Here is a 26,398-nt window from a genome sequence, read left to right on the forward strand (position 1 = left end):
GAAGTTGCGAGCCCAGCATAGCGGCTGCAATCGATAGACGCACGTTATCAGACTTGCGTGCGTGTGACAGAAACAAACAACTCAGCGTTTCTTGTCCAGCGAGTACACGAACGGCGCGACCACTTCGATACTGCCGTTGTTGAGCAGTTCCTGAGGCGGCTTGGGCACGGGTTGAGCCTTGCGGATCATTTCCAGGGTTGCCCGGTCCAGTGCCGCGCTGCCTGAACCACCGGCCAGCGAGTACGACAGGATCTTGCCTTCGGCGTCGACCACGAAGCGCAGCCGGTTGATACCCTGCAGGCCCCGCCGACGCGCGTCTTCCGGGTAGCGCTTGTACTTGCCAAGGTGACGCAACAGGTCGCTCTGCCAGGTAGGCAGGGCATTGCTGTTGGCGGCGATGCTTGGCGCCGGTGCTGCGGATTTCTGCGCCGGAGCGTTGCTTGGCGGGGAATCCACGGTTTCCTGGTCGACCGGTTTGTCCTGCGGCGGCTCCGGTTTTTTCTCCGGTTTCGGAGGCTGGGGCTTGGCCTTGGGCTTGGGCGGTGGCTTGGGTATCGCGATTTTCGGTTTGGGCGCTTCTGCCACCTTGGGCAGTGGTGGCTCCTCGACCGGCGTCGGCGGCTGTGGCGGGGCCACGACCTTCGGCGGCGGTGGTGGGGCCGGCTCGGGCATCGGCGCCATCTCGATCATCATCGCCGCAGGCGGCAGTTCGATTGCCTGGGGCACCGACCAGTTGAGCATCAGCACCACGGCAACGGCATGCACGGCCAGCACAATCGCCAGGCTGACGCCGTAGCGCGCCAGTTTATGCCGCGTATTGGTCATTTCTTGGCTGCCGTCTCAAGTCCCACCAGGCCGACCTTCAAGTAGCCGGCTGCGCGCAGGGTGTTCATGACTTCCATCAGGTCGCCGTAATCGACGCCCTTGTCAGCCTGGAAGAAGATGGTGGTGTCCTTGTCGCCCTTGGTCTTGGCGTCCAGTACCGCGCCCAGCTGGTCGCGTTGCACCTGATCGTCGCCGACGTACAGGTTCTGGTCGGCCTTGACGCTGAGGAACACCGGCTTCTCCGGCCTGGGCACGGGCTTGGCGGTCGAGGCCGGCAGGTCGACCTTGATGTCGACCGTGGCCAGGGGCGCCGCCACCATGAAGATGATCAGCAGTACCAGCATCACGTCGATGAACGGCGTGACGTTGATTTCGTGGTTCTCGGCGAGATCGTCGCCGCCCTCGTTAAGATGCAGGCCCATGGTTTACCCCACTTTCACCATGTGTGGCGCAGCGGAACGCTCGCCTGGCTGGTGGTCCAGGTCGCGGCTGACCAGCAGCAGCACGTGCGCCGAAGCGTCGGAAACCTGTGCCTTGTAACCGGCGATGGAACGGGCGAAGACGTTGTAGATGACCACTGCGGGGATCGCGGCAACCAGGCCCAGGGCGGTGGCCAGCAGGGCCTCGGCGATACCGGGTGCAACCACCGCGAGGTTGGTGGTCTGGGTCTTGGCGATGCCGATGAAGCTGTTCATGATGCCCCACACGGTACCGAACAGACCGACGAACGGAGCGGTGGAGCCGATGGTGGCAAGCACGCCGGTACCGCTGCTCATGTTGCGACCGCTGGCCGCGACCAGGCGCTCGAGGCGGAAGCTCACGCGCTCCTTGATACCTTCTTTTTCACGGGCATTGGCCGACAGGTGCATTTCCTCGAGGGCATCGTGCACCAGCAGGTGTGCCAGGGTGCCGGGCTTGTCGGCGGTTTCGCTGGCGTCCTTGATGCTGGTGGCCTTCTTCAGCAGGGCGATTTCAGAACGCAGGCGGCGCTTGGCGCCCATCAGTTCGAAGCCCTTGGCAATCCAGATGGTCCAGGTGATCAGCGAGGCGATGGCAAGGCCGATCATCACGATCTTCACCACGATGTCGGCGTTCTGGTACATGCCCCATGGCGACAGGTCGTGGGCCATGCCCAGGCTGGTGTCTTCGACCAGCGCTTGGGTGGCGTCGTCGGCCTGGCCTTCGACAGGGGCAGCGCCCGGCGCGGCGGCGGCATCCGCAGGCTCGGCGCCCGGGGCAGCAGGTGCGGCCGGGGTAGCATCGGCAGGGGCAACGGCGGCGGCCGGTGTGGCGTTCTGTGCGGCGGGCTCATCGGCCATGGCGGCGGGGGCCAGTACCAGGCTGAACATCAGCGCGGCAATGGCGCGCCAGGCGCGCGACAGGGTTGGCGAAGCGGAAGGTTGAATACGTGTCATGCTGGCCGGACCTGATGAAGAAGAAATGGGTGGTTGTCCTTCCAGGCCTCGAGTCGGGCCGAGAACAAAATTTGGGCGGCCATTATTGCAAGTAATTCTTGTTAACAGAAGATACACAGTATCTTTTTTTGCATATTAACTAGCCGCCTATCGATTTCCACAGATAGGCTGTGGCTTTGTCTGACGGAGTGTGCGGATGTCTTCGCCTTCAGTTCTGATCGTCGGTTGCGGCGATGTGGGTGGCCGTCTGGCCCAGCAATTGCTGGGTCTTGGCTGGTCGGTAAGCGGTTTGCGCAGAAATGTGGCGGCCTTGCCCGTGGGGGTTGCCGGCATCGCGGCAGACCTGGAAAACCCGCAGTGCCCGACCGATTGGCCTTTGGTCGCACCCGACTACCTGGTGTACTGCGTGGCCGCCAGCCAGCATGACGAGGCGGGCTATCAGGCGGCTTATGTACAGGGCCTCAAGCATGTACTGGGCTGGCTGGCCGAGCGTGGCCAGCGACCGCAGCGCCTGCTGTTCGTGTCCAGCAGCAGTGTGTTCGCCCAGCAGGACGGCGAGTGGATCGATGAAACCGCCGCCACCTTGCCGTCAGGTTATTCGGGGCAGGTCATGCTCCAGGCCGAACAGCTGGCACTGGCCAGCGGCATTCCGGCCAGCATCGTGCGCCTGACCGGTATCTACGGGCCGGGCCGCGAATGGCTGCTCAGCCAGGTGCGCCAGGGGTATCGGGTGACCGAAGAGCCGCCGCTGTACGGCAACCGCATCCATGCCGAGGACGCGGCAGGGCTGCTGGCCTTCCTGCTCAAGGCCGATGCGGCGGGGCGTGCGCTGGAGGACTGCTACATCGGGGTGGACGATGCACCGGCGCCATTGGCCGACGTGGTGGCCTGGTTGCGCGAGTACATGGGCGTCACGCATTGGTCGGAGCAGCAGCGTGTGCGGCGCACCGGCAGCAAGCGCTGCAGCAATGCGCGTGCCCGGGCACTGGGCTGGGTGCCACAGTACCCGAGCTACAAGGAAGGCTACGCGGCGATTCTGGCGGCGCAAACCTGAGGGCTCACCCGATCAGTCGCGCTCGAGCAGCCATTGCCGGGCGCCGGGATACAGCTGCGGCATCTCGTCTGGCTGGGCGCTGTTGAGGGCACGCAGGATTTCCAGCGTCTTGCCATCACGCTTGAAGATCCACGGGTTACCCTGCTGGTTGCGCTCCAGCCACAGGCTGTCGTACTCGCCGCTCATGCTGGCGCAGTCGCCGGCCAGGCACAGTGCGTAGCGGTCCAGATTGGGCAGGCCCTCGACGCTGCCCGTGTCGCCGAAGCGCACCACATTGCCCTGACCAGGGCCCTCGATCACCTTCCAGTCACCCTTCAGGTAGGCGCCGTACAGCGCCTGCTCGAAGGTGGTCCCGGTGCGGGCTTCCATTGGGGCGGGAGAGCTGGCCTTCTGGAAGCTGTGCTGCGGCGCCATCGGGGTGGCGTGCTGCACCAGTTCGTCGCCATCCAGGCTCAACGTCTGTATCTCATTCCCCGGGAATACCACGTCCCGCTGTTTTCCGCCGGCCTTGAGCTGGCCTTCGACGATCTCGAAACCGTTGGTGTAGCTGGCCTGTTCGGCCGCGACGTTGACCTTCCATTCCAGGTTGCCGCCGCTGTCCTGCAGCGCCTTGCGCAGGCTCACACCTTTGGCGGCAGCATCGATGGCCTGCTGGTTGATCCAGATGCCGTTGTAGTCTTCGGGTTTGTGGCTGGCGCAACCGCTCAACAGTGCGGCGGCCAGAGCCAGGGCAAGCGCGTGGCGCATGGCGGGGTCCTTCCAGAACAGTGCGGCGGCGAGCCGGCCGGCCCGCCGCGCGAGGTATTACTCGAGGACCAGGATCGCGTCCATTTCAACCTGCGAGCCGCGTGGCAGCGCAGCGACGCCGATGGCGGCGCGGGCAGGGTAGGGCTGTTCGAAGTAGCGGCCCATGACTTCGTTGACCTTGGCGAAGTGGCTCAGGTCGGTCAGGAAGATGTTCAGCTTGACGATGTCCTTGAACGAGCCGCCGGCAGCTTCGGCCACGGCTTTGAGGTTTTCGAACACCTGTACGGTCTGGGCTTCGAAGCCTTCGACCAGTTCCATGGTTTTCGGGTCCAGCGGGATCTGGCCCGACATGTATACGGTATTGCCGGCCTTGATCGCCTGGGAGTAGGTGCCGATGGCCGCTGGGGCCTTGTCGCTGGTGATGACGGTCTTGGTCATGGTGACTCCTTGCAGGGGGAGGGCTACGTGCGCATGCGGGTGATGCGAATCACCCCGGTCAAGGCACGCAGTTTCTTGATCACGCGGGCCAGGTGCACACGGTCGTGCACGCTGACCACCAGCTGGACCACGCTGATGCGGCCATCACGTTCGTCCATGCTGATCTTCTCGATGTTGCCGTCGGCGGCGTTGACGCTGCTGGCCAGCAGGGCAATCAGGCCGCGCTGGTGCTCCAGCTCGACGCGCAGCTCGACATTGAATTCGCCGGTGACATCCTTGGCCCAGGACAGCTGGATGCATTTTTCCGGGTTGTGGCGAATTTCGCTGATGTTGCGGCAGTTCTCCAGGTGCACCACCATGCCCTTGCCCGCCGACAGGTGCCCGACGATCGGGTCGCCCGGAATCGGCGTGCAGCACTTGGCGTAGCTGAGCACCAGGCCCTCGGTGCCGCGAATGGCCAGCGGACCCTCGGGGTTGGGCAATTGCTCGCCTTCGCTGGAGAGCAGGCGGCGCGCCACTACGTAGGCCATGCGGTTGCCCAGGCCGATGTCTTCGAGCAGGTCTTCGATCACTTCGAGGCGATACTCGGCCAGCATGGCCTGGATGCGCTCCTGGGGGATCTTGTCCAGCGCGCTGTCGAAACCGTTGAGCACCTTGTTGAGCAGGCGCTCGCCCAGGTTGATCGATTCGGAGCGGCGCTGCAGCTTCAGGGCATGGCGGATATGGGTGCGCGCCTTGCCGGTGACCACGAAGTTCAGCCAGGCAGGGTTCGGTCGTGCGCCCGGGGCGCTGACGATCTCGACCGTCGAGCCGCTCTGCAGCGGTTCGGACAGCGGTGCCAGGCGGCGGTTGATGCGGCACGCGATGCAGCTGTTGCCGACGTCGGTATGCACCGCGTAGGCAAAGTCGACCGCCGTGGAGCCCTTTGGCAGCTCCATGATGCGGCCCTTGGGCGTGAACACGTAGACCTCGTCCGGGAACAGGTCGATCTTCACGCTTTCGATGAATTCTAGCGAATTGCCCGCGCGCTGCTGCATTTCCAGCACGCCCTTGACCCACTGGCGCGCCCGGGCATGGGTGCCCTTGGGCTGCTCGTCGTCACTGGACTTGTACAGCCAGTGCGCCGCGATGCCGTTGTTGGCCATCTCTTCCATCTCGCGGGTGCGGATCTGGATCTCGATGGGCACGCCGTGCATGCCGAACAGGGTGGTATGCAGCGACTGGTAGCCGTTGGCCTTGGGGATCGCGATGTAGTCCTTGAAGCGCCCCGGCAGCGGCTTGTACAGGTTGTGCACGGCGCCGAGCACGCGATAGCAGGTGTCGACCTTGTCGACCACGATGCGGAAGGCGTACACGTCCATGATCTCGTTGAAGGCGCGGCGCTTGCCGCGCATCTTCTTGTAGATGCCGTAGATGTGCTTCTGCCGCCCGCTGACCTCGCCTTCGATACCGTCCACGGCCAGGCAGTGGCTGAGCGATTCCTCGATCTTGTTGACCAGCTCCTTGCGGTTGCCGCGGGCACGCTTGACTGCCTGGTAGATACGCGCCGAGCGCATCGGGTACATGGCCTTGAAGCCCAGGTCCTCGAACTCCACGCGCACAGTGTGCATGCCCAGGCGGTTGGCGATGGGGGCGTAGATCTCGAGGGTTTCCTTGGCGATGCGCCGGCGTTTTTCGCCCGACAGCACTTCCAGGGTGCGCATGTTGTGCAGGCGGTCGGCCAGCTTGACCAGGATCACGCGAATGTCGCGGGCCATGGCCATGGCCATCTTCTGGAAGTTTTCGGCCTGGGCTTCGGCCTTGGTCTCGAAGTTCATCTGGGTCAGCTTGCTGACGCCATCGACCAGTTCGGCGACGGTTTCGCCGAATTGGGAACTGAGGGCTTCCTTGGCGATGCCGGTGTCTTCGATCACGTCATGCAGCATGGCGGCCATCAGGCTCTGATGGTCCATGTGCATGTCGGCAAGAATGCTTGCCACCGCCAGCGGGTGCGTGACGTATGGCTCGCCGCTGCGACGGCGCTGGCCGTCGTGGGCTTGTTCGGCGTAGAAATACGCCCGGCGTACCAGGTTGACCTGGTCGGCGCCGAGGTAGGTCGAGAGGCGATCGGCGAGGGCGTCTATGCTCGGCACGATGTTAGCTCCTGCCGAGAAAGTGGGCCCTGCGCCGTACAACGTCGACCAGGCATGGACTTAGACGGCCTCGTTGGCCTCGTCCTCACCGAATGCAGCGAAGACCGGGTCTTCGTGGACGATGTCCTGTTCGGCCATGAATTCTGGGGTGCAGATGCCTTCGGCGATTTCGCGCAGGGCGACGACGGTCGGCTTGTCGTTTTCCCACGCCACTTTCGGCTCTTTGCCGCCGGTGGCCAGTTGGCGGGCACGCTTGGTAGACAGCATGACCAGCTCAAAGCGGTTATCCACGTGTTCTAGACAATCTTCAACGGTTACGCGGGCCATGGTCTTCCTCAGTAGCAAATGCGGTGTTCAGCCCGAATGGGCGAGCGGACTCGATAGTTTAAAAAATCACCAGCCTTTAGGGAAGCGCTGATTTCACGTCGAGACCTGTGTAAGCCGACAATAACCAGTTGTGAGGCTCTAGCACAACTGTCTTGTGGGAGTGGATTCAAATGCTTGGCCGGCAGGTCGGCGCCTGCAGAACTGCGCACCTGCCCCGTGGGAGCCGGCCTTGCCGGCGAAGGGGCCCGAAAGTCAGGCCTGACCCTCCTGGCGCCCCAGCATCCCGCGCAAACGCGGGGTCAATTCGTCGAACAGGGTCTGCACCGAACGCAGCGCACGGCAATCGGGGCGGGTCAGCAGCCACAGCTCGGTATTGCACCCGGGCAGGGCACCGCTCAACTGTTCCACCCCCGGCAAGGTGTCGGCCATGTAGTCGGGCAGGGCAGCCACCCCCAGCCCGGCCGCCACCAGTTGTGCAATCGCCGCGATTCCGCTGCAGCGATAGCGCGGCATCACCCCCGGCAGCTGCTGACTGCGCCACACCACTGTGGCGTGGTCCTGCATGGAGTCGTCGGGGGCAATCCAGGGCACGCTGGCCGGGGCCTCGGCCAGCCGCTCGCGGTACTCCTCGCGCCCGCACACCACATACGAGGCCGCCCCCAGGCAGCGCCCCACAAGGTGCTCGGGTGGCGAATTGGTCAGGCGCAGCGCCAGGTCGGCGTCGCGCCGGCTGAGGTTGGCGAAGGTGTTGGAGGTCGCCAGCTCCAGTGACAGGGCCGGGTATGCCGGCATGAAGTCGGCCAGGGCCGGCAGCAGCAGGCTGTGCAGCACCGCATCGGTACAGGTCAGGCGCACCGTGCCGCTGACCACCTGTTCGCCGTGCTCCAGCGCCACCCGCGCCGCATCCAGCGCCTGCTCGGCGCGTTCGGCCTGCTCGGCCAGGGCCTGGGCGGTGCCGGTGGGGATGTAGCCCTTGCGGCTCTTCACGAACAGCGCGGTGCCCAGTGCGGCCTCCATGCGCCGGATCGAGCGGAACACCGTCGACACATCGACCCGCAGCAGGTCTGCAGCCTTGGCCAGGGAGCGTCCGCGTACCAGCGCGAGCACCAGGGAAAGGTCGGCGTGACTGATCTGATATTGCATGGGTGCACTCTTTGCTTGCCTAAATGCCAATGTCTGTTGCGTGGGGGCCATTCTATAGTGAGGCGGCAGTCGTGAATCAACCCGCGACGTTGTCAGAACCTGGAACGACCGTGCAATGCCGCGGCGTTCGGCATTCCCCACGATGGGAACCTTAAAAAGAACAAATGAAACCATCGCCGCTCCCGATAGCGCAGTAACACCTCCTCCATTGCCGCCCGATAAAAAATCAAAGGATGCCTAGCCATGACGTCGGTCTCCCCGTGCGCCATCCCTCTCGACGAGATGGGTGAATTTCTCAAGGCCCACCCTGAGGTGCAATTTGTCGATCTGCTGATTGCAGACATGAACGGCGTGGTGCGTGGCAAGCGCATCGAGCGTGCGAGCCTGGTCAAGGTCTACGAAAAAGGCATCAACCTGCCGGCTTCGCTGTTCGCCCTGGACATCAACGGTTCCACCGTCGAAAGCACTGGCCTGGGCCTGGACATCGGCGACGCCGACCGTATCTGCTACCCGATCCCCGGCACCCTGAGCTTCGAGCCCTGGCAGAAGCGCCCCACCGCGCAGCTGCTGATGACCATGCATGAACTGGACGGCACGCCATTCTTCGCCGACCCGCGCGAAGTGCTGCGCGGCGTGGTGGAGAAGTTCGACGCGCTGGGCCTGGATATCTGCGCCGCGTTCGAGCTGGAGTTCTACCTGATCGACCAGGACAACCTGAACGGTCGCCCGCAGCCGCCGCGCTCGCCGATCTCGGGCAAACGCCCGCAATCGACCCAGGTGTACCTGATCGATGACCTGGACGAGTATGTCGACTGCCTGCAGGACATGCTCGAAGCGGCCAAGGAGCAAGGCATCCCGGCCGATGCCATCGTCAAGGAAAGCGCCCCGGCGCAGTTCGAGGTCAACCTGCACCACGTGGCTGACGCGATGAAGGCCTGCGACTACGCAGTGCTGCTCAAGCGCCTGATCAAGAACATCGCCTACGACCATGAGATGGACTCCACCTTCATGGCCAAGCCGTACCCTGGCCAGGCAGGCAACGGCCTGCACGTGCACATCTCGCTGCTGGACAAGAAGACCGGCAAGAACATCTTCGCAACCGACGACCCCGAAAACAGCGAAACCCTGCGCCACGCCATCGGCGGCGTGCTCGAAACCATGCCGGCATCGATGGCCTTCCTGTGCCCCAACGTGAACTCCTACCGCCGTTTCGGCGCGCAGTTCTACGTGCCCAATGCCCCGAGCTGGGGCCTGGACAACCGTACCGTGGCCGTGCGCGTGCCTACCGGCAGCAGCGATGCCGTGCGTATCGAGCACCGCGTGGCCGGCGCCGATGCCAACCCGTACCTGATGATGGCTTCGATCCTGGCTGGCATTCACCACGGCCTGACCAACAAGGTCGACCCGGGCGAGCCGGTCGAGGGCAACTCCTACGAGCAACTGGAGCAGAGCCTGCCGAACAACCTGCGCGATGCGCTGCGCGAGCTCGATGACAGCGAGGTGCTGAACCAGTACATCAGCCCCGACTACATCGACATCTTCGTGGCCTGCAAGGAAAGCGAGATGGCGGAGTTCGAAGTGTCGATCTCCGACCTCGAATACAACTGGTACCTGCATACGGTGTGATGGCTGGATAAAGCTGCAACGGAGGCTTAACCGATGAACGAGCGCGCAGGGCGGCTGCCCCTGATTGGTGTGAGTGCTTGCCGCCAGCAACTGGGCAAGAACTCGTCGCATACCGTGGGCGACAAGTATGTCGAGGCGGCCGGTTTTGCCGGATTGCCGCTGATTCTCCCGGCCCGGGACGTCGCAAGCGACCCGAACCTTGTGCTGGAGCATCTGGATGGCATTCTTTTTACCGGTTCGCCTTCTAATGTCGAGCCGCATCATTACAATGGCGCCCCCAGCGTGGAAGGCACCCGCCACGACGTGTTTCGTGACCGGCTGACCCTGCCGCTGCTGCAGGCCGCGATTGCCAGGGGTGTGCCGGTGTTCTGCGTGTGCCGGGGCTTCCAGGAACTCAACGTCAGCCTGGGCGGCACCTTGCACCAGCGTGTGCAGGAGCTGCCAGGCTACCTGGACCATCGCGAGTCGCAGGATGCGCCGCTGGAAGAGCAATACAGCCCCCGCCACCTGGTGACATGCCAGCCCGGGGGGAAATTCGAGCAGATGGGGCTGCCTGCCCGCTTCATGGTCAACTCGCTGCACAGCCAGGGCATCGATCGCCTGGCCGCCGGCCTGCGCGCCGAAGCCCTGGCTCCCGATGGACTGATCGAAGCCGTGTCCATGGATGACGCCCCAGGCTTTGTGGTCGGTGTGCAATGGCACCCGGAATACCGCTTTGCCGAAAACCCGGTGTCGCTGCGCCTGTTCGAGGCGTTTCGCGAAGCCTGCATCGCCCATGCGCTGCGCCGGGAGAAGGCCCTATGAGGTCACCCGGCTGAGCCGGCGATGCACTGCAACAAGTTTCATTGAGTGATAGCGGGCACCCCACGGGGGGCCCGGAAAACAATACCAATAGTGACGGCAACTACTCATGAGCGAACACAAAGCAGGCCTGTCCCCAGGTGTGGGCGGGCGATCCAAAGGGCTGGCCAAGGGCCGGCTCGGACTGCTGGCCAGCATCGTGCTGGGCATTTCCACTATTGCGCCGGTGTATACCCTCACCGGCGCCCTCGGCCCGACCGTACGCGAAGTCGGTGCCCACCTGCCGGCGGTGTTCATCGTCGGTTTCCTGCCCATGTTGCTGGTGGCGCTGGGTTATCGCGAGCTGAATGCCGCCGAACCCGACAGCGGCACCTCGTTCACCTGGTCGGTACGTGCCTTCGGCCCGATGATCGGCTGGATCGGTGGCTGGGGGCTGGTCACCGCCACCACCATCGTGCTGTCGAACCTCGCCGGTGTGGCGGTGGACTTCTTCTATCTGTTCCTCGGGCAGATCACCGGCAAGCACGAGGTGGCGGCGCTGGCCGACAACCTGCTGGTCAATGTGACCACCTGTTGCGTGTTCATCGCCATGGCCGTGTGGATCTGCTGTCGCGGCATCGCCACCACCATGACCGTGCAGTACGGCCTGGTGGCGCTGCAACTGATCGTGCTGCTGGGTTTTGCCATGGCCGCATTCGGCGGGTCGTCGGAGGCGCCGCCGCTGACCTTCGAGATGGACTGGTTCAACCCGTTCGGGGTGGAGTCGTTCTCGGCCTTCACCGCCGGCCTGTCGCTGTCGATCTTCATCTTCTGGGGCTGGGATGTGTGCCTGAGCATCAGCGAAGAATCGGTGGGCAGCGATGACGTACCGGGCAAGGCAGCGACCCTGACCGTGCTGCTGATTCTGGGCCTGTACCTGGTGACCGCAATTGCCACCCTGCAGTTTGCCGGCATCAGCGATATCGGCCTGGGCCTGGGCAACCCGCGTATCCAGGAAAACGTCTTCGCCCACCTGGCCGGCCCGGTGATGGGGCCACTGGCGATCCTGATGTCGATCGCGGTGCTGGCCAGCACCGCGGCCTCGTTGCAGTCGACCTTCGTTTCGCCGGCGCGCACGCTGCTGGCGATGGGGTACTACGGCGCAGTGCCGGAGCGTTTCGCGAGCGTCTGCCCGCGTTCGAAAACCCCGCGTTATGCCACCATCTGTGCCGGCGTGGCCGCAGGCGTGTTCTACGTCACCATGCGTACCCTGAGCGAGAACGTGCTGGCCGACACCATCACTGCCCTGGGCATGATGATCTGCTTCTACTACTCGCTGACCGCGTTCGCCTGCGTGTGGTACTTCCGCCACAGCCTCACCGACAGCCTGCGTCACTTCCTGATGCGCGGCCTGTGCCCGTTGCTGGGCGGCGGCATTCTTTCGGTGATTTTCCTGCAGACAGCCTATGACAGTGCTTCGCCGTCGTTCGGCAGCGGTTCGCATGTAGGCGGGTTGGGGCTGGTGTTCGTGATCGCGATGATCATCACCCTGCTGGGCCTGGTGCTGATGATGCTGTCGCGCCTGCGTGCGCCGGCGTTCTTCCTGGGCATGACCCTGCGCCGTCACGCAACGGTGCCCGGCCGCGGTTAAGCGGCCGGGGCACGCTGCTCAGGCAAGCAGTTGCCTGAGCAGTTCGCTGTGACGTTGCTGCTGCTGGCCGCGCTGCAGGCGGTTGGCACGGAACACCGCCTTGAGGTCGTCCAGTGCCGTGGCGAAGTCGTCGTTGATGATGACGAACTCGTATTCGTCGTAATGCACCATCTCGCTGACCGCCTCGCGCATGCGCCCTTCGATGATCTCGTCACTGTCGGTGCCGCGGTTGGTCAGGCGCTGGCGCAGGGCCTGCTGGCTGGGCGGCAGGATGAAGATCGAACGCGCCTCGGGCATCAGCTTGCGCACCTGCTGTGCACCCTGCCAGTCGATTTCCAGGATCAGGTCATGGCCCTGGTCAAGGGTCTGCTGCAGTGCGCTGCGCGAGGTGCCGTAGCAGTTGCCGAAGACTTCGGCCTGCTCCAGGAAGTCGCCCTGGGCGATCATGCGGTCGAACTCGGCGCGGTCGACGAAGTGGTAGTTCACCCCGTCATGCTCGCCCGGACGCATGGCCCGCGTGGTGTGCGAGACCGACACGCGAATGTGGTTGAGGTCGTCGGTGAGCGCCTTGACCAGGCTGGTCTTGCCGGCGCCCGAAGGGGCCGAGACGATGAAAAGGGTGCCGCTGCTGTGGGTCATGGTAGGGGTGGCCTTACTCGATGTTCTGTACTTGTTCACGCATCTGCTCGATCAGAACCTTGAGGTTGACCGCCGCTTGGGTGCTGCGTGTGTCAAAGGCTTTGGAGCCCAGGGTGTTGGCTTCGCGGTTGAGTTCCTGCATCAGGAAATCCAGGCGCCGGCCGGCGGCGCCGCCCGACGTGAGCACGCGGCGCACTTCGGTGACATGCGTGCTGAGGCGGTCGAGTTCTTCGGCCACATCGCTCTTCTGCGCCAGCATCACCATCTCCTGCTCCAGACGCTGCGGGTCGAGTTCGGCCTGCATGTCGGCAAAGCGGTCCAGCACCTTCTGGCGCTGGGCGGCGAGCATCTGCGGCACCAGGGCGCGCAGGGTGGTGACTTCCTCGCTCATGCTGTCGAGGCGCTCGTTGATCAGTCGGGCGAGTTCCGCGCCTTCGCGGTTGCGGCCGTTCTTGAGCTCCTTGAGGGCCTGTTCGAACAGGCCCATGGCCTCGGCATTGAGCGCCTGCGGGTCGCTGGCATCGGCCACCAGCACGCCCGGCCAGGCCAACACCTCGAGCGGGTTGAGGGGGCCGGGCTGCTTGATCAGGCCGGCCACGGTCTCGGCGGCGGCGACCAGCTGAGCGGCACGCTCGCGGTCGACCTGCAGCGGCTTGCCGGCGTTCTCTTCATTGAAGCGCAGGGTACATTCGACCTTGCCGCGCGACAGGCCCTGGCGCAGGGACTCGCGCACCGCGCCTTCGAGGTCGCGCAGGGCTTCGGGCAGGCGCAGGTGCGGCTCGAGGTAGCGATGATTGACCGAGCGCAGTTCCCAGATCAGTGTGCCCTGGGTCCCGGCCTGCTCGACGCGGGCGAAGGCGGTCATGCTGTGCACCATGGGAAGTACCTCGCAGATTAGGGAGCAAGCCGACAGCCTGCAAAGGCGCAGGATTGTAACGCAGTGCGGCGCCGGCTCCCAATGCGCTGATGCTACAAAGCAGCGGGCAGGGCGCCGCAAATACCGGGCGGCGCGGCCAGATCGGGGCTTGTGGCGTGGTGCGCCGATGATCGGCTGGCCGTGCATTTGGCCGCAGGCATGTCCACCGAGGGCCCTGTAGCCCTATAATGCCGGGCAGATTCATATCCAGTACAGGTAGCCCAAATGAAACGTCCAAGTGGTCGCGTTGCCGATCAGCTGCGCTCGATCCGCATCACCCGCAACTACACCAAACACGCCGAGGGGTCTGTACTGGTCGAGTTCGGAGACACCAAAGTCATCTGCACGGTCAGCGTCGAGAACGGCGTACCGCGCTTCCTCAAAGGCCAGGGCCAGGGCTGGCTGACCGCCGAGTACGGCATGCTGCCGCGCGCCACCGGCGAGCGCAACCAGCGCGAAGCCAGCCGCGGCAAGCAGGGTGGTCGTACCCTCGAAATCCAGCGCCTGATCGGCCGCTCGCTGCGCGCCGCGCTGGACATGAGCAAGCTGGGCGACATCACCCTGTACGTCGACTGCGACGTGATCCAGGCCGATGGCGGTACCCGTACCGCGTCGATCACCGGTGCCATGGTTGCGCTGGTCGACGCCCTGCGCGTGGTCAAGAAGCGTGGCGGCCTGAAGGGCGGCGACCCGGTCAAGCACATGATTGCGGCCGTATCGGTCGGCATGTACCAGGGCGTGCCGGTGCTCGACCTGGACTACCCGGAAGATTCGGCGGCCGAAACCGACCTGAACGTGGTGATGACCAGCGCCGGTGGTTTCATCGAAGTCCAGGGCACCGCCGAAGGGGCTCCGTTCCAGCCTGAAGAGCTCAACGCCATGCTGGCGCTGGCGCAGAAGGGCATGACCGACCTGTTCCAACTGCAGCAGGCCGCGCTGGCGGACTGATCGGGAGTCGTCATGGCCGAGCCGTCCAACGCGCCGATGCCCGGTGATGCAGCCCGTCATTGGGGCATGTTGTGCCACCTGGCGGCGGCTGCCGGCATGGTGGTGCCGTTCGCCAACCTGATCGCGCCGCTGGCCTTGTGGTGGTTCAAGCGCGGCATCGACCCGTACGTCGACGCCCAGGGCAAGGAGGCGGTGAACTTCCAGCTGACCATGACCCTGCTGGGCATGGTGTGCGTGGTGGGGTTTACCGTACCGATGGCCAAGCTTGCGCTGACCATCATCTCGCTGGGGGTGGCGGTACTGATCGTCATTGCGGCGGTCAAGGTCAAGCAGGGCAAGGCCTTTCGTTATCCGTGGGCCTGGCGTGTGCTGACCTGACATGCTTCGTCGGCAAGACCGGCTCCTACGGCGGTTGCGTTGACCCGGTAGGAGCCGGCCTTGCCGGCGAAAGGGCCCAAAGGCCATGTCTAGTCCTGAAATAGGTTTACACCTGTTCAGGTAGGCCGATAGGCCTCAAAACGCCTGATGCACCGCATCGGGCGTTTTGTTTTTCAGGGCCATATGGGGCCGTTCTGTGTTGTAGATCTGCACTGCCTCATCAACCATCTGCCTCGCTTGCTCCAGATCTTCAGGGCTGCTCAACAGCAGCTCCATCTTGAGGATTCCGTTGATTCGCTCAGCCAGCGCGTTCTGGTAGCAGTCATACCCATCAGTCATGGAGCACTGAACGCCGTGCCGTTGGTGCAGTGACTGGTATAGCGCCGAGCAATATTGGATGCCTCGATCCGAATGGTGGACTAATGGCTGGCGATGACGTCGCTTTCGTAAGGCCTGCTTGAAGGCTTGCGCTACTGACTCGGCATGCAGGCTTTCATGGACGTGGTGACCAACAATTTTCCTGGAGTACGCGTCCGTTACCAGGCTCAGGTACAGCGGGCCGTTGCGTGCGGGCAGATAAGTAATGTCGGCAACCCAGACGTGCTCCGGCCTTGTCGGGACGACTTGGCTTGGACCGGGCTTGATTAAGTTGGGATGGCGGTAGAAGCGATGAAAGCTCTGTGTTGTCTTGTGGTATGCCCGCTTGGGCAGTACCAGCAAACGGCGCTCTCCCAAGACCTGAAACAGCCTATCTCGGCCGACCTGGAATCGTTTGTCAGGTTGGCAATGCAGCAAATAGTGCAGCTTACGGGTACCCAGACGGGGCTGGCGCAGCCGGACTTGCTGAACAAACTGAACCACCCGATCTGCCTGGCGCTCTTTGCCATCAGCAGCTCGGTTGCGCTTGTAGTAAGCCTGTCGACTGATGCCTAGAAACTGACAAGCCCTGGCAATGCTCAGTCCTGCGACTTGACCTTGCGAGAGGACTTGCCGGATCGCTTTTTTACGACCGAGACACCATAGTCATTTTTCAGAACATCAACGACCGTTTCAAAGAACTGGGCCTTCTGGCTCATCAGCTCAAGCTGCTGCTCAAGCTCTTTGATCCGCTGCTCTGGAGTGAGCGTTTTGGGGTCAGACATCGCGCAGCTCCTCTCGTCGCGGATCGAAGCCCCCTGGCTCCAATCCTGCCGACCGTGCTTACGCAACCATACCAGAACCGTCGACCGTCCCTGGATGCCATACCGCACCTGGGCCTGCTTGTAGGTCAGTTCGCCTTTTTCAATCTGATCAACCACCGCCAATTTAAAAGACAGTGAGTAATCACGCTGTGTGCGCTTTACACCTTGTTCCATCTGACTCTCCGGAAATTCGGGATGGGAGGTGTAAACCTTATTCAGGACGGGACACCAGATACGAAAAAGCCGACACGCAGTCGGCTTTTTTGTGGCTGAGCGATCAGATCGTCAGCGTCCAGTCATAGTCCACGATCAGTGGCGCATGCTGGGAGAAGCGTGGCTGACGCGGCAGGCGAGCGCTTCGTACGAAGCGGCGCAGGCCCGGGGTCAGCAGCTGGTAGTCGAAACGCCAGCCCAGGTTGAGCATCTCGGCCTGCTCGTTGTCCGGCCACCAGCTGTACTGGTCGCCCTCACGGCTGACTTCGCGCAACGCATCCACATAGCCCATGTTGCCGACGATCTCGTCCATCCAGGCCCGCTCTGGCGCCAGGAAACCTGGCGACTGCTGGCCGTCGCGCCAGTTCTTCACGTCGAGCTTCTGCTGCGCCACATACAGCGAGCCGCAGTAGATGTACTCGCGACGCTTGCGGCGCTGCTTGTCCAGGTATTTGCCGAAGTCGTCCATCAACTTGAATTTCTGGTTGAGGTCTTCGTCACCGTTCATGCCCGAAGGCAACAGCAAGGTGGCAATACTGACTTTGTCGAAATCGGCCTGCAGGTAACGCCCGTAGCGATCGGCTGTCTCGAAGCCCAGGCCGCTGATGACTGCCTTGGGCTGCAAACGCGAGTAGAGTGCCACGCCGCCTTGGGCTGGAACTTCTGCATCGCAGGCATAAAGGAAGTAGCCATCGAGCTGGAAAGCTGGGTCGTCGAGTTCAAAGGCCGAGGCGCGGGTATCCTGAAGGCAGATGACGTCGGCATTCTGGGCTTGTAGCCAGCTGAGCAAACCACGCTCGACTGCAGCCTGAATGCCATTAACGTTCACACTGATGATCCGCATAAATGGCCCCAAAAATCTCGTGCGTGTATGATACCCGAGCTGTACTCATTTAGCTAAATCTGTGGTAGCCGGGACTCTTCATGCAGCCGTATCAGCGCGAATTCATTCGTTTTGCCATCGATCGTGGGGTTCTGCGCTTCGGTGAGTTCACCCTCAAGTCGGGCCGCATCAGCCCGTATTTCTTCAACGCCGGCCTGTTCAACAGTGGCGCTGCCCTGGCTCAGCTCGGTCGGTTCTATGCGGCGGCGATCGTCGACAGCAAGATCCCGTTCGACGTGCTGTTCGGCCCGGCCTACAAGGGCATCCCCCTGGCTGCCGCGACGGCGGTGCAACTGGCCGAGCACCATGGGCTGGATGTGCCGTGGTGCTTCAACCGCAAGGAAGCCAAGGCACACGGCGAGGGTGGCAGCCTGGTGGGCTCGCCACTGGCAGGCGACGTGCTGATCATCGACGACGTGATCACTGCCGGCACGGCCATCCGCGAGGTGATGCAGATCATCCAGGGCCAGCAGGCTAGGGCGGCGGGCGTACTGATCGCGATGAATCGCCAGGAGCGTGGCAACGGCGACCTGTCGGCGATCCAGGAAGTGGAGCGTGACTTCGGCATTCCGGTGGTCAGCATCGTATCGCTGACCCAGGTGCTGCAGTTCCTCGCCGATGACCCGGCGCTCAAGCAGCACTTGCCGGCCGTCGAGGCCTACCGGGCCCAGTACGGTATCTGAGGCAAACAAAAAGGCGACCCGCGGGTCGCCTTTTTTGTACCTGTGGTGGCCCGCTCCTGTAGGAGCCGGCCTTGCCGGCGGATGCCTCAGCGCGGTTCGTGATTGGTAATCAGGGTACCCACGCCACTGTCGGTGAAAATTTCCAGCAGCACCGCATTCGGCACGCGGCCGTCGATGATGTGCGAGCTGTGCACGCCGCCCTGTACTGCTTCCAGTGCGCAACGGATCTTGGGCAGCATGCCGCCGTAGATGGTGCCGTCCGCGATCAGTTCGTCAACCTGCTCGGTGGTCAGGCCGGTGAGCACGGTGCCCTGCTTGTCCATCAGGCCGGCGATGTTGGTCAGCAGCATCAGCTTCTCGGCCTTGAGCGCTTCGGCCACCTTGCCTGCCACCAGGTCCGCGTTGATGTTGTACGACTCGCCGTTGGCGCCCACGCCGATTGGCGCGATCACCGGGATGAAGTCGCCCTTGACCAGCATGTTCAGCAGGTCGGTGTTCACCCCGACCACTTCGCCCACATGACCGATGTCGATGATTTCAGGGCTGGTCATCTCTGGCGTCTGGCGGGTGACGGTGAGCTTCCTGGCGCGAATCAGCTCGGCGTCCTTGCCGGTCAGACCGATGGCGCTGCCGCCATGACGGTTGATCAGGTTGACGATGTCCTTGTTCACCTGGCCGCCGAGCACCATCTCCACCACGTCCATGGTCTGCGCATCAGTGACGCGCATGCCATCGACAAACCGGCTTTCGATGGACAGGCGCTTGAGCAGGTCGCCGATCTGCGGGCCGCCGCCGTGCACCACCACCGGGTTGATGCCGACTGCCTTCATCAGCACCACGTCGCGGGCGAAGCCGGTCTTGAGCTCTTCGCTCTCCATCGCGTTGCCGCCGTACTTGATCACCAGCGTCTTGCCGACAAAGCGGCGGATGTAGGGCAGCGCTTCGGACAGTACCTGGGCGACATGGGTGGCGGCATCACGATCAAGGGTCATGCAGGGCTCCAGTTGGAACAAGGGGTCGGTCAGAACGTTGGTTGCAGATCAGGGGCTGCGCGCTTGAGCTGGGCAAGGAACACGTCCTTGATTCGCTGCAGCTCGGCTTCGCTGTCGGCCTCGAAGCGCAGTACCAGCACCGGCGTGGTGTTGGAGGCGCGAACCAGGCCCCAGCCGTTGGGGTAGTCGACCCGTACACCATCGATGGTGGTCAGGTTGGCGTCTTGGCCCCAGTCGGCGTCGCGTTGCAGTGCCTCAATGATGCTGAATTTACCCTCGTCCGTCACATCAATGTTGATTTCAGGGGTACAAATATCGTTCGGGAACGCCGCGAACAGCGTTTCGGCATCGCTATCGGCCTTGCTCAGAATCTCCAGCAGGCGCGCGGCGCTGTAGATGCCGTCGTCGAAACCGTACCAGCGCTCCTTGATGAAGATGTGCCCGCTCATCTCGCCGGCCAGCAGGGCGCCAGTCTGCTTCATCTTCTTCTTGATCAACGAATGACCTGTCTTCCACATCAGCGCGCGGCCGCCGTACTGTTCGATCAGCGGGGTCAGGCGGCGGGTGCATTTGACGTCGAAGATGATCTCGGCGCCCGGGTTGCGCGCCAGCACGTCCTGGGCGAACAGCATCAGCAGGCGATCGGGGTAGACGATGTTGCCAGTGTTGGTCACTACGCCGACACGGTCGCCGTCACCGTCGAAGGCCAGGCCCAGGTCGGCGCCGCTTTCCTTGACCTTGGCGATCAGGTCCACCAGGTTTTCCGGCTTGCCCGGGTCGGGGTGGTGGTTGGGGAAGTTGCCGTCGACCTCGCAGAACAGCGGGATCATCTCGCAGCCCAGCGCCTCGATCAGCTGCGGGGCGATCACCCCGGCGGCGCCGTTTCCGCAGTCCACCACCACCTTGAGCTTCTTCGCCAGCTTGATGTCGCCGGTGATCTGGGTGAAGTAGCGGTCCAGGATCTCGACCTTCTCGACGCTGCCTTCGCCGCGGGTGAGGTCGTTGGTCTGCAGGCGGATCAGGAGGGCCTGGATCTGCTCATTGGCCAGGGTGTCGCCGGCGATGACGATCTTGAAGCCGTTGTAGTTCGGCGGGTTGTGGCTGCCGGTGAGCATCACCCCGGACTTGCCGGCCAGCACGTTGGCGGCGTAGTACAGGGCGGGCGTGGGTACCAGGCCGACGTCGCTGACCTTGCAGCCGGCCTCGACCAGGCCCTTGATCAGTTGCTCGACCAGCATCGGGCCGGACAGGCGACCGTCTCGGCCAACCGATACATGCGGCTCGCCCTGGGCCAGGCTCTGTGCACCGATGGTGCGGCCGATCCAGTAGGCGGTTTCGGCGGTGAGGCCTTCGCCGACCACACCTCGGATATCGTAGGCGCGGAAGATGCTGGCGGGGAGGTTCGGGGTCATGCGTTCCATGTTGCTCACCTGGGGAAACTCCAATTGGAAGGGGCTATGTTGGGTCGACGGTCGGCATGCGCTGCAGGCATCCGGCGCGCCGCGCGGCTAAAGATGTCCGGCTTTGACGGCATTTTCGACATAGAGTTCTTGAGCCGGGCGATTCATCCGTCGATCACCTCTGGAAGATCGACCCGGGCTGAAAGTGCAGGCTCCATGCATCGTTGAAGGTCCCTATCGGGGTTATTGCCGGGCTATCACTTTCGCCTGCGCTGGCCAGTACGGCCTGAGGGTCGTCGAACACGCCTTGCACGAGGCTGGCCTTGCCGATTTCCGGCATGTCTATTTTCAGAGCAGCACTTACACGCTGCAGCTCGAAAGTCATGAGCAGCACGGCCTGCACCGGGCCTGTCGCACCGCCTCGAATGGGCGTGACACTGTGGATATGCAGTTGCCCGTTGGTCGGGTGGGCCTCCAGGTTCGGTGGTACCCCGCGTTCGGCTCGCACGATCATGTCCAGCAATGGCGGGCTGAGTGAGCGGTCGTGGAGGCTCTCGCGCCTGGCCTGGCCGGGCGTGAGCAACCGACTGTTGACCAACCCTTCGAGGTAGCTGAAGTCGTCCAGCACCTGGCGCGCTTGGCGGGCGTCAGCCGCCTTGGCGGCGGCAAGCAGGGCCGGATGGCGGGCCACGGTGTCGACCTCGGACACCAGACGGGCGATCTGCTGGTCGAGCGCAACGACCAGCCCGAAGGCCGGAAAATACGTCTGCAGGTTACGTTGCTCGCGTTGCAGAGGGATTACCAGCGTCAGCCACACCGCGAGCCCGGCGACGAGCATGCCGGCCAGGCCCCAATACAGGCCTGGCAGCAGGGCTCGCGCGTTGTTCAATGGCTGCCCGAATGGCCGAAGCCGCCAGCGCCACGCTGGGTTTCGTCGAAGGTTTCGACGATGTCGAAGTGCGCCTGTACCACCGGTACCAGCACCAGTTGCGCAATGCGCTCGCCGATGGCGATGGTGAAAGGGGTCTGGCCGCGGTTCCAGCACGACACCATCAGCTCGCCCTGGTAGTCCGAATCGATCAGGCCGACCAGATTGCCCAGCACGATGCCGTGCTTGTGGCCAAGGCCCGAGCGCGGAAGGATCAGCGCGGCCAGGCCCGGGTCGCCGACGTAGATCGACAGGCCGGTAGGGATCAGTATGGTCTGGCCCGGCTCCAGGACGGTCTCTTCCTTGAGCATGGCGCGCAGGTCGAGGCCGGCAGAACCGGGGGTGGCGTATTGCGGCAGCGGGAATTCGCTGCCAAGGCGCGGATCGAGAATCTTGGCTTGTAAGGCGTGCATGCAGAGTTAAACCTGGTTGAGACGTTCGGCGATGAAGGCTACCAGCTGACGGGCGATCTTGCCCTTGCTGGTCTGTGCAAAGAGTGTTGCTTGAAGTTGGCGATCGATCACGCTGCAGGCGTTCTCCTCGCTGTTGAAGCCGATGCTGGGGTTGGCCACGTCATTGGCGACGATCAGGTCGAGGTTCTTGTCCTTGAGCTTGCGCGCGGCGTAATCGAGCAGGTGTTCGGTCTCGGCGGCAAAGCCGACGCTGAACGGGCGGTCGGGGCGGGTGGCGATGGTGGCCAGAATGTCCGGGTTGCGCACCATCTGCAGCAGCAGGCCGTCACCTGTCGTAGGGTCTTTCTTGAGCTTTTGCGGGGCGACGACTTCGGGGCGGTAGTCCGCAACCGCAGCCGATGCGATGAACACATCGCACGGGATCGCCGCTTCGCACGCGGCGAGCATGTCCCGCGCGCTCACCACGTCGATACGGGTCACCCGGTCGGGTGTGGGCAGGTGCACCGGCCCTGTCACCAGGGTTACCCGAGCACCGGCTTCCACCGCCGCTTCGGCCAGGGCAAAGCCCATCTTGCCCGAGCTATGATTGGTGATGTAGCGCACCGGGTCGATGTTTTCCTGGGTCGGGCCTGCGGTAATCAGCACGTGCTTGCCGGTCAGCGACTGGCGCTTGAAGGTTTCGGCGGCGCACCAGGCCAGGTCGGTGGCTTCGAGCATGCGGCCAAGGCCCACGTCGCCACAGGCCTGGCTGCCGGAGGCCGGGCCGAACACCTGGATGTCGCGGCTTTGCAGCAGCTGCAGGTTGGCCTGGGTGGCCGGGTCGCGCCACATGGCCTGATTCATGGCCGGTGCCAGCGCCACGGTGGCGTCGGTAGCCAGTACCAGGGTGGTCAGCAGATCGTTGGCAACGCCTTGCGCCAGGCGCGCGATCAGGTCGGCGGTGGCAGGTGCGATCAGCACCAGGTCGGCCCACTTGGCCAGTTCGATATGGCCCATCGCCGCTTCGGCGGCAGGGTCGAGCAGGTCCATGTGCACGGGGTGCCCGGACAGGGCCTGCATGGTCAGCGGGGTGATGAATTCGGCCCCGCCGTGGGTCATGACGACGCGCACTTGCGCGCCGTGCTCCAGGAGTCGGCGAACCAGCTCGGCGCTCTTGTAGGCAGCAATGCCGCCGCCGACGCCAAGAACGATGCGTTTCCGATACAGCCGCTGCATAGGCTTGCCTTTCTTTGATCAGTGTTTGCACGCGGCGACGACGCCTCCCCAGGCCGAATCGTCGCGTAAAAAGAGGGGGCTACGATAGCACAGGGCTGAAATGGGGAGCAGCCACACACAGACAGAGGGACAGCTATGGGTATCAGGGATTGGCCGTCGGCGGAACGCCCGCGGGAGAAGTTGCTGGAGCGAGGGGCCGGGAGCCTGTCGGACGCCGAGTTGCTGGCGGTGTTCCTGCGCACCGGTGTGGCAGGCAAGAGCGCGGTGGACCTGGCGCGCCACCTGTTGCAGCAGTTTGGCGGCTTGCGGCAACTGCTGGAGGCCGATCAGCCGACGTTTCAGCGCGAGCTGGGGCTGGGCCCGGCGAAGTATGCGCAACTGCAGGCGGTGATGGAGATTGGGCGCCGGCACTTGGCCGAAACCATCATCCGCGACCCGGCGTTGCAGAGCCCGGGGGCGGTCCGGCGTTACCTGAAATCGATGCTGCGTCATGAAGAAAGCGAGGTGTTCGGCTGTCTGTACCTGGACAACAAGCACCGTCCTCTAGGGTTCGAGGCGTTGTTCCGCGGGTCCATCAGCAGTGCCAACGTCTACCCTCGGGAAGTCATCAAGCGGGCGCTGGCCAGAAATGCCGCAGCATTGATCCTTTGCCACAATCATCCGTCAGGTGTTTCCGAGCCAAGCCAGGCAGATATCAATCTGACCCTGCGCTTGCAGAAAGCCCTGGGCCTGATCGAGGTGCGGGTGCTGGATCACATCATCATCGGCGATGGGGAGCCATTGTCGATGGTGGAGCGGGGCTTGTTCGCTGCCTGACGCTGCTGTGCGTGGGCGGTACTAGTCGATCAGCTTTGTTGCAACAAACGACGCAGCCAGCCCGACAACCGAAGCCAGCAGCAGGTAGTGACGCACCACAAGCTCGGTTCTGATCGTGGCTGGAAAGGACTCCACGTCTGCGGCCTGCAGCGATCCTGTTCTGATGAAGAGCTTCGCATGAGCCAGAAGCGCAGCGATGCATACGGTAAACACGATTCTGCCAAACACGGTGTTGTACATCACCGGGCGCTGTCGATTCACCACCGCCTTGCAGTTGGCAAGGTACCGGGATGCACTGGTCATGTAGCGCATGCCAGCCTGTGCGTACTGGGTGGCGACCCACCCCAGGCCGGCGATGCAAGGCAGTTGCAGCGCAAGGGGCAGCCAATAGGGTGAATACCCGCCGAGCCCGAACTCCGTCGGCTCGCCCTGGTGCTGAACGGCTTTGAGCACCTGCAGGGCAAGGGCCAGCAGCACCAGAACGGCCAGCATTGCCAGCCTGAGGTGGTGGCTAAGAACCAGCAGCGTTCTGAGGTTGCCGGGGAAGCGCTTGATGTCCTCTGCGCTCAGGCCCCCGAACTCGACCGGGCAATCGGGGTAGGCCAACAGGCCGGCAATGTCGCCCACTGCCCTGAATCGCTGGCGCAGGCCCAGGTTGAGGCTGTACCGATGAGCGTCAACCAGCGGCGAGTTGTGAAGGTGCTCGAGTGCTTCGGCCAATCGCTGGGTAGCAATGTAGAGAAGCAGTGCGCCGAAGACCACCGGGCCGAGTATCAGTGCCACGGTGAGGCCGGCGATAGCCGCTTCGATCCAGTATTCAATATCCAATGCGGCTATCCGTACGGTGCGGTTCGCTGGGCAACCATCGTAAGTCGATGGCGAGAGTCACCTGGCGGCCTGAACACGCGCTGCAGGCTGCTGCAGTGTCCTTCGGGCTACCAGAGGACGCTGTCAGGAGCCTGCAGGCGCGAGTCATTCAGCGTGCGGTCTTCACCGTGGCAAAGTCCTGCCGGCCGAACGGGCTGACCGTGTAGCCCTCCACATCCTTGCGCATCAGCACCGCTGCCGTGGGGTGCGCCAGTGGCAGCCACAGTGCCTGCTGCTGGATCAGCCCCTGGGCCTGCTGGTACAGGCGGCTGCGCACGCTCTGGTCGTTGGTGGTCTTGCCGGCACTGATCAACTGGTCCAGGCGCTTGTCGCAGTACCGCGCGAAGTTGGTCCCCGACTCGACTGCCGGGCAGGCAAACTGCGGGCTGAGGAAGTTGTCGGGGTCGCCGTTGTCGCCGGCCCAGCCCATGAACAGCAAATCGTGCTCACCGGCCTTGGCACGACGGATCAGCTCGCCCCATTCGATCACGCGAATCTCGGCCTTGATGCCGACCTTCGCCAGGTCTGCCTGCAGCAGTTGTGCCCCCAGGCTCGGGTTGGGGTTGAGCAGGCTTCCCGAAGGGCGCGTCCAGATTGTGGTGCTGAAGCCGTCCGGCAACCCGGCCTTGACCAGCAGCGCCTTGGCTTTGGTCGCGTCGGTCGGGTAACCCGGCAAGTCCTTGGCGTAGCTCCAGGTGTTCGGTGGCAGGGGGCCTTCAGCGGCGACTGCGGTGCCTTCGAACACGGCCTTGAGGTAGCTGGTCTTGTCGAACGCCAGGTTGATCGCCTGCCGTACCTCGACCTTGTCCAGCGGCGGGTGCTGGCTGTTGATCGCGACGAACGCGGTCATGAACGCCTCGGTCTTCTCGACCTTCAGGTTTGCGTCTTCGGCGGCTGCCGCAACGTCCAGCGGCTTGGGCGACAGGGCGATCTGGCACTCGTTGCGCCGCAGTTTCTGCAGGCGCACGTTGGCGTCGGGGGTGATCGCGAAAATCAGCGGGTCGACGCTCGGCTTGCCGGCAAAATAGTCGGCATTGGCGCGGTAGCGGATCACCGCGTCCTTCTGGAAACGCTGGAACACGAACGGGCCGGTGCCGATCGGCTGGCTGTTGAGCTTCTCCGGGGTGCCGGCCTTGAGCAACTGATCGGCGTATTCGGCCGAATAGATCGAGGCGAAGCCCATGCTCAGGGTGGCGAGGAAGGTCGCGTCCGGATGGTCGAGGGTAAAGCGCACGCTCAGCGGATCGGGTGCCTCCACCTGCTTGATCAGGCTAGGCAGTTGCAACGACTGGGCATGCGGGTAGCCGCTCTGGGTGATCTTGTGCCAGGAGTGGGCGGGGTAGAGCATGCGCTGGAAGCTGAACAGCACGTCGTCGGCGTTCAGCACGCGGCTGGGCTTGAAGTACGGCGTACTGTGAAACTTCACCCCCGGGCGCAGCTTCAAGTCGTAGACCAGGCCGTCGGCCGATACCGTCCAGCTTTCGGCCAGGCTCGGCACCACCTTGCCGCTGGTGGCGTCGAATTCCACCAGCCGGTTCATGAGCACATCGGCAGAAGCATTGGTGGTGGTCAGCGCGTTATACTGCACCACGTCAAAGCCTTCGGGGCTGGCCTCGGTACATACGCTCAAGGCGCCTGCCTGGGCCAGTGCGGGGCTTAGCAGCGCTGCGAGCAACAGGGGTAAAGCGGCACGACGCATGGTGACTCCTTGGCTGATCAATGGCCCATCTGCCCGTGCAGTCTGGAAAACTCCTACCCTAGTGCGCAAGGCCGTAAATGGCCAACTCC

The 26,398-nt window shown here is 63.5% G+C and carries 26 protein-coding genes and 1 pseudogene; 8 read left to right on the forward strand and 19 right to left on the reverse strand.

What is annotated here, in order from left to right; genetic code table 11:
• Positions 1–81: 81 nt before the first annotated feature.
• From V9K84_RS22350 to exbB, 3 genes are read right to left on the reverse strand one after another with little or no spacing between them, the layout of a single operon-like run.
• Entirely contained in the window at positions 82–825 is a 744-nt protein-coding gene (locus tag V9K84_RS22350) for an energy transducer TonB (RefSeq protein ID WP_043861562.1), read from the reverse strand.
• Positions 822–1,247 carry a TonB system transport protein ExbD gene (gene exbD / locus V9K84_RS22355; protein ID WP_043861563.1) on the reverse strand — a complete coding sequence of 142 codons (426 nt, stop codon included), beginning with the start codon at positions 1,245–1,247 and terminating at the stop codon, positions 822–824. The genes V9K84_RS22350 and exbD overlap by 4 nt, the downstream gene beginning before the upstream one ends.
• Positions 1,248–1,250: 3 nt before the next feature.
• Entirely contained in the window at positions 1,251–2,240 is a 990-nt protein-coding gene (gene exbB / locus V9K84_RS22360) for a tonB-system energizer ExbB (protein WP_043861564.1), read from the reverse strand.
• Positions 2,241–2,436: 196 nt separating this feature from the next.
• Here exbB and V9K84_RS22365 point away from each other — a divergent pair, with 196 nt between their 5' ends.
• Positions 2,437–3,294, forward strand: a complete 858-nt coding sequence (locus V9K84_RS22365; protein ID WP_088513977.1) for an SDR family oxidoreductase — start codon at positions 2,437–2,439, stop codon at positions 3,292–3,294.
• Between the two features lie 12 nt (positions 3,295–3,306).
• Here V9K84_RS22365 and V9K84_RS22370 read toward each other — a convergent pair whose 3' ends face one another.
• From V9K84_RS22370 to V9K84_RS22390, 5 genes are all read right to left on the reverse strand, one after another.
• Positions 3,307–4,041: a hypothetical protein gene (locus V9K84_RS22370; protein ID WP_088513978.1), complete on the reverse strand. Its 735-nt coding sequence runs from the start codon at positions 4,039–4,041 to the stop codon at positions 3,307–3,309.
• A gap of 57 nt (positions 4,042–4,098) precedes the next feature.
• Positions 4,099–4,479, reverse strand: a complete 381-nt coding sequence (locus tag V9K84_RS22375) for a RidA family protein (protein WP_043861567.1) — start codon at positions 4,477–4,479, stop codon at positions 4,099–4,101.
• Between the two features lie 23 nt (positions 4,480–4,502).
• Positions 4,503–6,611: a bifunctional GTP diphosphokinase/guanosine-3',5'-bis pyrophosphate 3'-pyrophosphohydrolase gene (gene spoT / locus V9K84_RS22380; protein WP_043861568.1), complete on the reverse strand. Its 2,109-nt coding sequence runs from the start codon at positions 6,609–6,611 to the stop codon at positions 4,503–4,505.
• Between the two features lie 60 nt (positions 6,612–6,671).
• The gene (gene rpoZ / locus V9K84_RS22385) at positions 6,672–6,938 is read right to left on the reverse strand and encodes a DNA-directed RNA polymerase subunit omega (protein WP_043861569.1); all 267 of its coding nucleotides are present in this window, start codon (positions 6,936–6,938) and stop codon (positions 6,672–6,674) included.
• Between the two features lie 252 nt (positions 6,939–7,190).
• Positions 7,191–8,081 (reverse strand): LysR family transcriptional regulator, encoded by an 891-nt coding sequence (locus V9K84_RS22390; protein WP_054916676.1) that lies wholly within the window; start codon positions 8,079–8,081, stop codon positions 7,191–7,193.
• 243 nt (positions 8,082–8,324) lie between these two features.
• Here V9K84_RS22390 and V9K84_RS22395 point away from each other — a divergent pair, with 243 nt between their 5' ends.
• The 3 genes from V9K84_RS22395 (at position 8,325) to V9K84_RS22405 (ending at position 12,138) form a co-directional block, all read left to right on the forward strand.
• A complete protein-coding gene (locus tag V9K84_RS22395; RefSeq protein ID WP_043861571.1) occupies positions 8,325–9,707 on the forward strand; it encodes a glutamine synthetase family protein in 1,383 nt (460 codons plus the stop codon).
• Positions 9,708–9,740: 33 nt separating this feature from the next.
• Complete coding sequence (locus V9K84_RS22400; RefSeq protein WP_054916675.1) at positions 9,741–10,511, forward strand: gamma-glutamyl-gamma-aminobutyrate hydrolase family protein; 771 nt, start codon at positions 9,741–9,743, stop codon at positions 10,509–10,511.
• A gap of 106 nt (positions 10,512–10,617) precedes the next feature.
• Entirely contained in the window at positions 10,618–12,138 is a 1,521-nt protein-coding gene (locus V9K84_RS22405; protein ID WP_043861573.1) for an APC family permease, read from the forward strand.
• An 18-nt stretch (positions 12,139–12,156) separates the two neighbouring features.
• Here V9K84_RS22405 and gmk read toward each other — a convergent pair whose 3' ends face one another.
• Entirely contained in the window at positions 12,157–12,777 is a 621-nt protein-coding gene (gene gmk / locus V9K84_RS22410) for a guanylate kinase (RefSeq protein WP_043861574.1), read from the reverse strand.
• 13 nt (positions 12,778–12,790) lie between these two features.
• A complete protein-coding gene (locus V9K84_RS22415; RefSeq protein WP_043861575.1) occupies positions 12,791–13,654 on the reverse strand; it encodes a YicC/YloC family endoribonuclease in 864 nt (287 codons plus the stop codon).
• Positions 13,655–13,918: 264 nt separating this feature from the next.
• On the opposite strand from V9K84_RS22415, the gene rph reads away from it, so the two are divergent.
• The gene (gene rph / locus V9K84_RS22420; RefSeq protein ID WP_043861576.1) at positions 13,919–14,641 is read left to right on the forward strand and encodes a ribonuclease PH; all 723 of its coding nucleotides are present in this window, start codon (positions 13,919–13,921) and stop codon (positions 14,639–14,641) included.
• Positions 14,642–14,653: 12 nt separating this feature from the next.
• Entirely contained in the window at positions 14,654–15,019 is a 366-nt protein-coding gene (locus V9K84_RS22425; RefSeq protein ID WP_043861577.1) for a DUF4870 domain-containing protein, read from the forward strand.
• A 135-nt stretch (positions 15,020–15,154) separates the two neighbouring features.
• On the opposite strand, the gene V9K84_RS22430 is transcribed toward V9K84_RS22425, so the two are convergent.
• A protein-coding gene (locus V9K84_RS22430) for an IS3 family transposase (RefSeq protein WP_338790690.1) occupies positions 15,155–16,374 on the reverse strand; the annotation gives its coding sequence in 2 pieces (ribosomal slippage) (positions 15,155–16,026 and positions 16,026–16,374; 1,221 coding nt in all).
• 103 nt (positions 16,375–16,477) lie between these two features.
• On the reverse strand, positions 16,478–17,257 hold the full coding sequence (locus V9K84_RS22435; protein WP_043859862.1) for an exodeoxyribonuclease III: 780 nt from the start codon (positions 17,255–17,257) through the stop codon (positions 16,478–16,480).
• Positions 17,258–17,337: 80 nt separating this feature from the next.
• Here V9K84_RS22435 and pyrE point away from each other — a divergent pair, with 80 nt between their 5' ends.
• On the forward strand, positions 17,338–17,979 hold the full coding sequence (gene pyrE, locus V9K84_RS22440) for an orotate phosphoribosyltransferase (RefSeq protein ID WP_043859861.1): 642 nt from the start codon (positions 17,338–17,340) through the stop codon (positions 17,977–17,979).
• An 86-nt stretch (positions 17,980–18,065) separates the two neighbouring features.
• Here pyrE and argB read toward each other — a convergent pair whose 3' ends face one another.
• The 5 genes and pseudogenes from argB to coaBC all read right to left on the reverse strand — a co-directional run bounded on the left by argB (position 18,066) and on the right by coaBC (position 22,927).
• Positions 18,066–18,971, reverse strand: coding sequence for an acetylglutamate kinase (argB, locus tag V9K84_RS22445; protein ID WP_043859860.1), 906 nt, complete (start codon positions 18,969–18,971; stop codon positions 18,066–18,068).
• A gap of 29 nt (positions 18,972–19,000) precedes the next feature.
• A pseudogene (locus V9K84_RS22450) lies at positions 19,001–20,371 on the reverse strand (phosphomannomutase/phosphoglucomutase); the annotation flags it as partial.
• A gap of 175 nt (positions 20,372–20,546) precedes the next feature.
• Positions 20,547–21,260, reverse strand: a complete 714-nt coding sequence (locus V9K84_RS22455; RefSeq protein ID WP_088513825.1) for a hypothetical protein — start codon at positions 21,258–21,260, stop codon at positions 20,547–20,549.
• Entirely contained in the window at positions 21,257–21,712 is a 456-nt protein-coding gene (gene dut, locus V9K84_RS22460; RefSeq protein ID WP_043859857.1) for a dUTP diphosphatase, read from the reverse strand. The genes V9K84_RS22455 and dut overlap by 4 nt, the downstream gene beginning before the upstream one ends.
• A gap of 6 nt (positions 21,713–21,718) precedes the next feature.
• Entirely contained in the window at positions 21,719–22,927 is a 1,209-nt protein-coding gene (gene coaBC / locus V9K84_RS22465) for a bifunctional phosphopantothenoylcysteine decarboxylase/phosphopantothenate--cysteine ligase CoaBC (protein WP_058541939.1), read from the reverse strand.
• Between the two features lie 135 nt (positions 22,928–23,062).
• On the opposite strand from coaBC, the gene radC reads away from it, so the two are divergent.
• On the forward strand, positions 23,063–23,743 hold the full coding sequence (gene radC / locus V9K84_RS22470; RefSeq protein WP_043859855.1) for a DNA repair protein RadC: 681 nt from the start codon (positions 23,063–23,065) through the stop codon (positions 23,741–23,743).
• Between the two features lie 21 nt (positions 23,744–23,764).
• On the opposite strand, the gene V9K84_RS22475 is transcribed toward radC, so the two are convergent.
• Positions 23,765–24,571 (reverse strand): hypothetical protein, encoded by an 807-nt coding sequence (locus tag V9K84_RS22475; protein WP_054916673.1) that lies wholly within the window; start codon positions 24,569–24,571, stop codon positions 23,765–23,767.
• A 148-nt stretch (positions 24,572–24,719) separates the two neighbouring features.
• Complete coding sequence (locus tag V9K84_RS22480) at positions 24,720–26,309, reverse strand: ABC transporter substrate-binding protein (RefSeq protein ID WP_088513826.1); 1,590 nt, start codon at positions 26,307–26,309, stop codon at positions 24,720–24,722.
• Between the last annotated feature and the right edge of the window lie 89 nt (positions 26,310–26,398).

Source organism: Pseudomonas sp. AE27, assembly GCF_037113495.1.
In the GTDB taxonomy this organism is placed as follows: Bacteria; Pseudomonadota; Gammaproteobacteria; order Pseudomonadales; family Pseudomonadaceae; genus Aquipseudomonas; species Aquipseudomonas palmensis.

Bases quoted from the DNA above. Each gene is read 5' to 3' on its own strand.
- rpoZ (WP_043861569.1), bottom strand. From the start codon at position 6,938: ATGGCCCGCGTAACCGTTGAAGATTGTCTAGAACACGTGGATAACCGC.
- exbD (WP_043861563.1), bottom strand. From the start codon at position 1,247: ATGGGCCTGCATCTTAACGAGGGCGGCGACGATCTCGCCGAGAACCAC.
- V9K84_RS22425 (WP_043861577.1), top strand. From the start codon at position 14,654: ATGGCCGAGCCGTCCAACGCGCCGATGCCCGGTGATGCAGCCCGTCAT.
- V9K84_RS22350 (WP_043861562.1), bottom strand. From the start codon at position 825: ATGACCAATACGCGGCATAAACTGGCGCGCTACGGCGTCAGCCTGGCG.
- coaBC (WP_058541939.1), bottom strand. From the start codon at position 22,927: ATGCAGCGGCTGTATCGGAAACGCATCGTTCTTGGCGTCGGCGGCGGC.
- V9K84_RS22415 (WP_043861575.1), bottom strand. From the start codon at position 13,654: ATGGTGCACAGCATGACCGCCTTCGCCCGCGTCGAGCAGGCCGGGACC.
- V9K84_RS22390 (WP_054916676.1), bottom strand. From the start codon at position 8,081: ATGCAATATCAGATCAGTCACGCCGACCTTTCCCTGGTGCTCGCGCTG.
- V9K84_RS22365 (WP_088513977.1), top strand. From the start codon at position 2,437: ATGTCTTCGCCTTCAGTTCTGATCGTCGGTTGCGGCGATGTGGGTGGC.
- dut (WP_043859857.1), bottom strand. From the start codon at position 21,712: ATGCACGCCTTACAAGCCAAGATTCTCGATCCGCGCCTTGGCAGCGAA.
- rph (WP_043861576.1), top strand. From the start codon at position 13,919: ATGAAACGTCCAAGTGGTCGCGTTGCCGATCAGCTGCGCTCGATCCGC.
- V9K84_RS22395 (WP_043861571.1), top strand. From the start codon at position 8,325: ATGACGTCGGTCTCCCCGTGCGCCATCCCTCTCGACGAGATGGGTGAA.
- V9K84_RS22480 (WP_088513826.1), bottom strand. From the start codon at position 26,309: ATGCGTCGTGCCGCTTTACCCCTGTTGCTCGCAGCGCTGCTAAGCCCC.
- V9K84_RS22375 (WP_043861567.1), bottom strand. From the start codon at position 4,479: ATGACCAAGACCGTCATCACCAGCGACAAGGCCCCAGCGGCCATCGGC.
- pyrE (WP_043859861.1), top strand. From the start codon at position 17,338: ATGCAGCCGTATCAGCGCGAATTCATTCGTTTTGCCATCGATCGTGGG.
- argB (WP_043859860.1), bottom strand. From the start codon at position 18,971: ATGACCCTTGATCGTGATGCCGCCACCCATGTCGCCCAGGTACTGTCC.
- V9K84_RS22370 (WP_088513978.1), bottom strand. From the start codon at position 4,041: ATGCGCCACGCGCTTGCCCTGGCTCTGGCCGCCGCACTGTTGAGCGGT.
- V9K84_RS22405 (WP_043861573.1), top strand. From the start codon at position 10,618: ATGAGCGAACACAAAGCAGGCCTGTCCCCAGGTGTGGGCGGGCGATCC.
- V9K84_RS22400 (WP_054916675.1), top strand. From the start codon at position 9,741: ATGAACGAGCGCGCAGGGCGGCTGCCCCTGATTGGTGTGAGTGCTTGC.
- radC (WP_043859855.1), top strand. From the start codon at position 23,063: ATGGGTATCAGGGATTGGCCGTCGGCGGAACGCCCGCGGGAGAAGTTG.
- V9K84_RS22435 (WP_043859862.1), bottom strand. From the start codon at position 17,257: ATGCGGATCATCAGTGTGAACGTTAATGGCATTCAGGCTGCAGTCGAG.
- gmk (WP_043861574.1), bottom strand. From the start codon at position 12,777: ATGACCCACAGCAGCGGCACCCTTTTCATCGTCTCGGCCCCTTCGGGC.
- exbB (WP_043861564.1), bottom strand. From the start codon at position 2,240: ATGACACGTATTCAACCTTCCGCTTCGCCAACCCTGTCGCGCGCCTGG.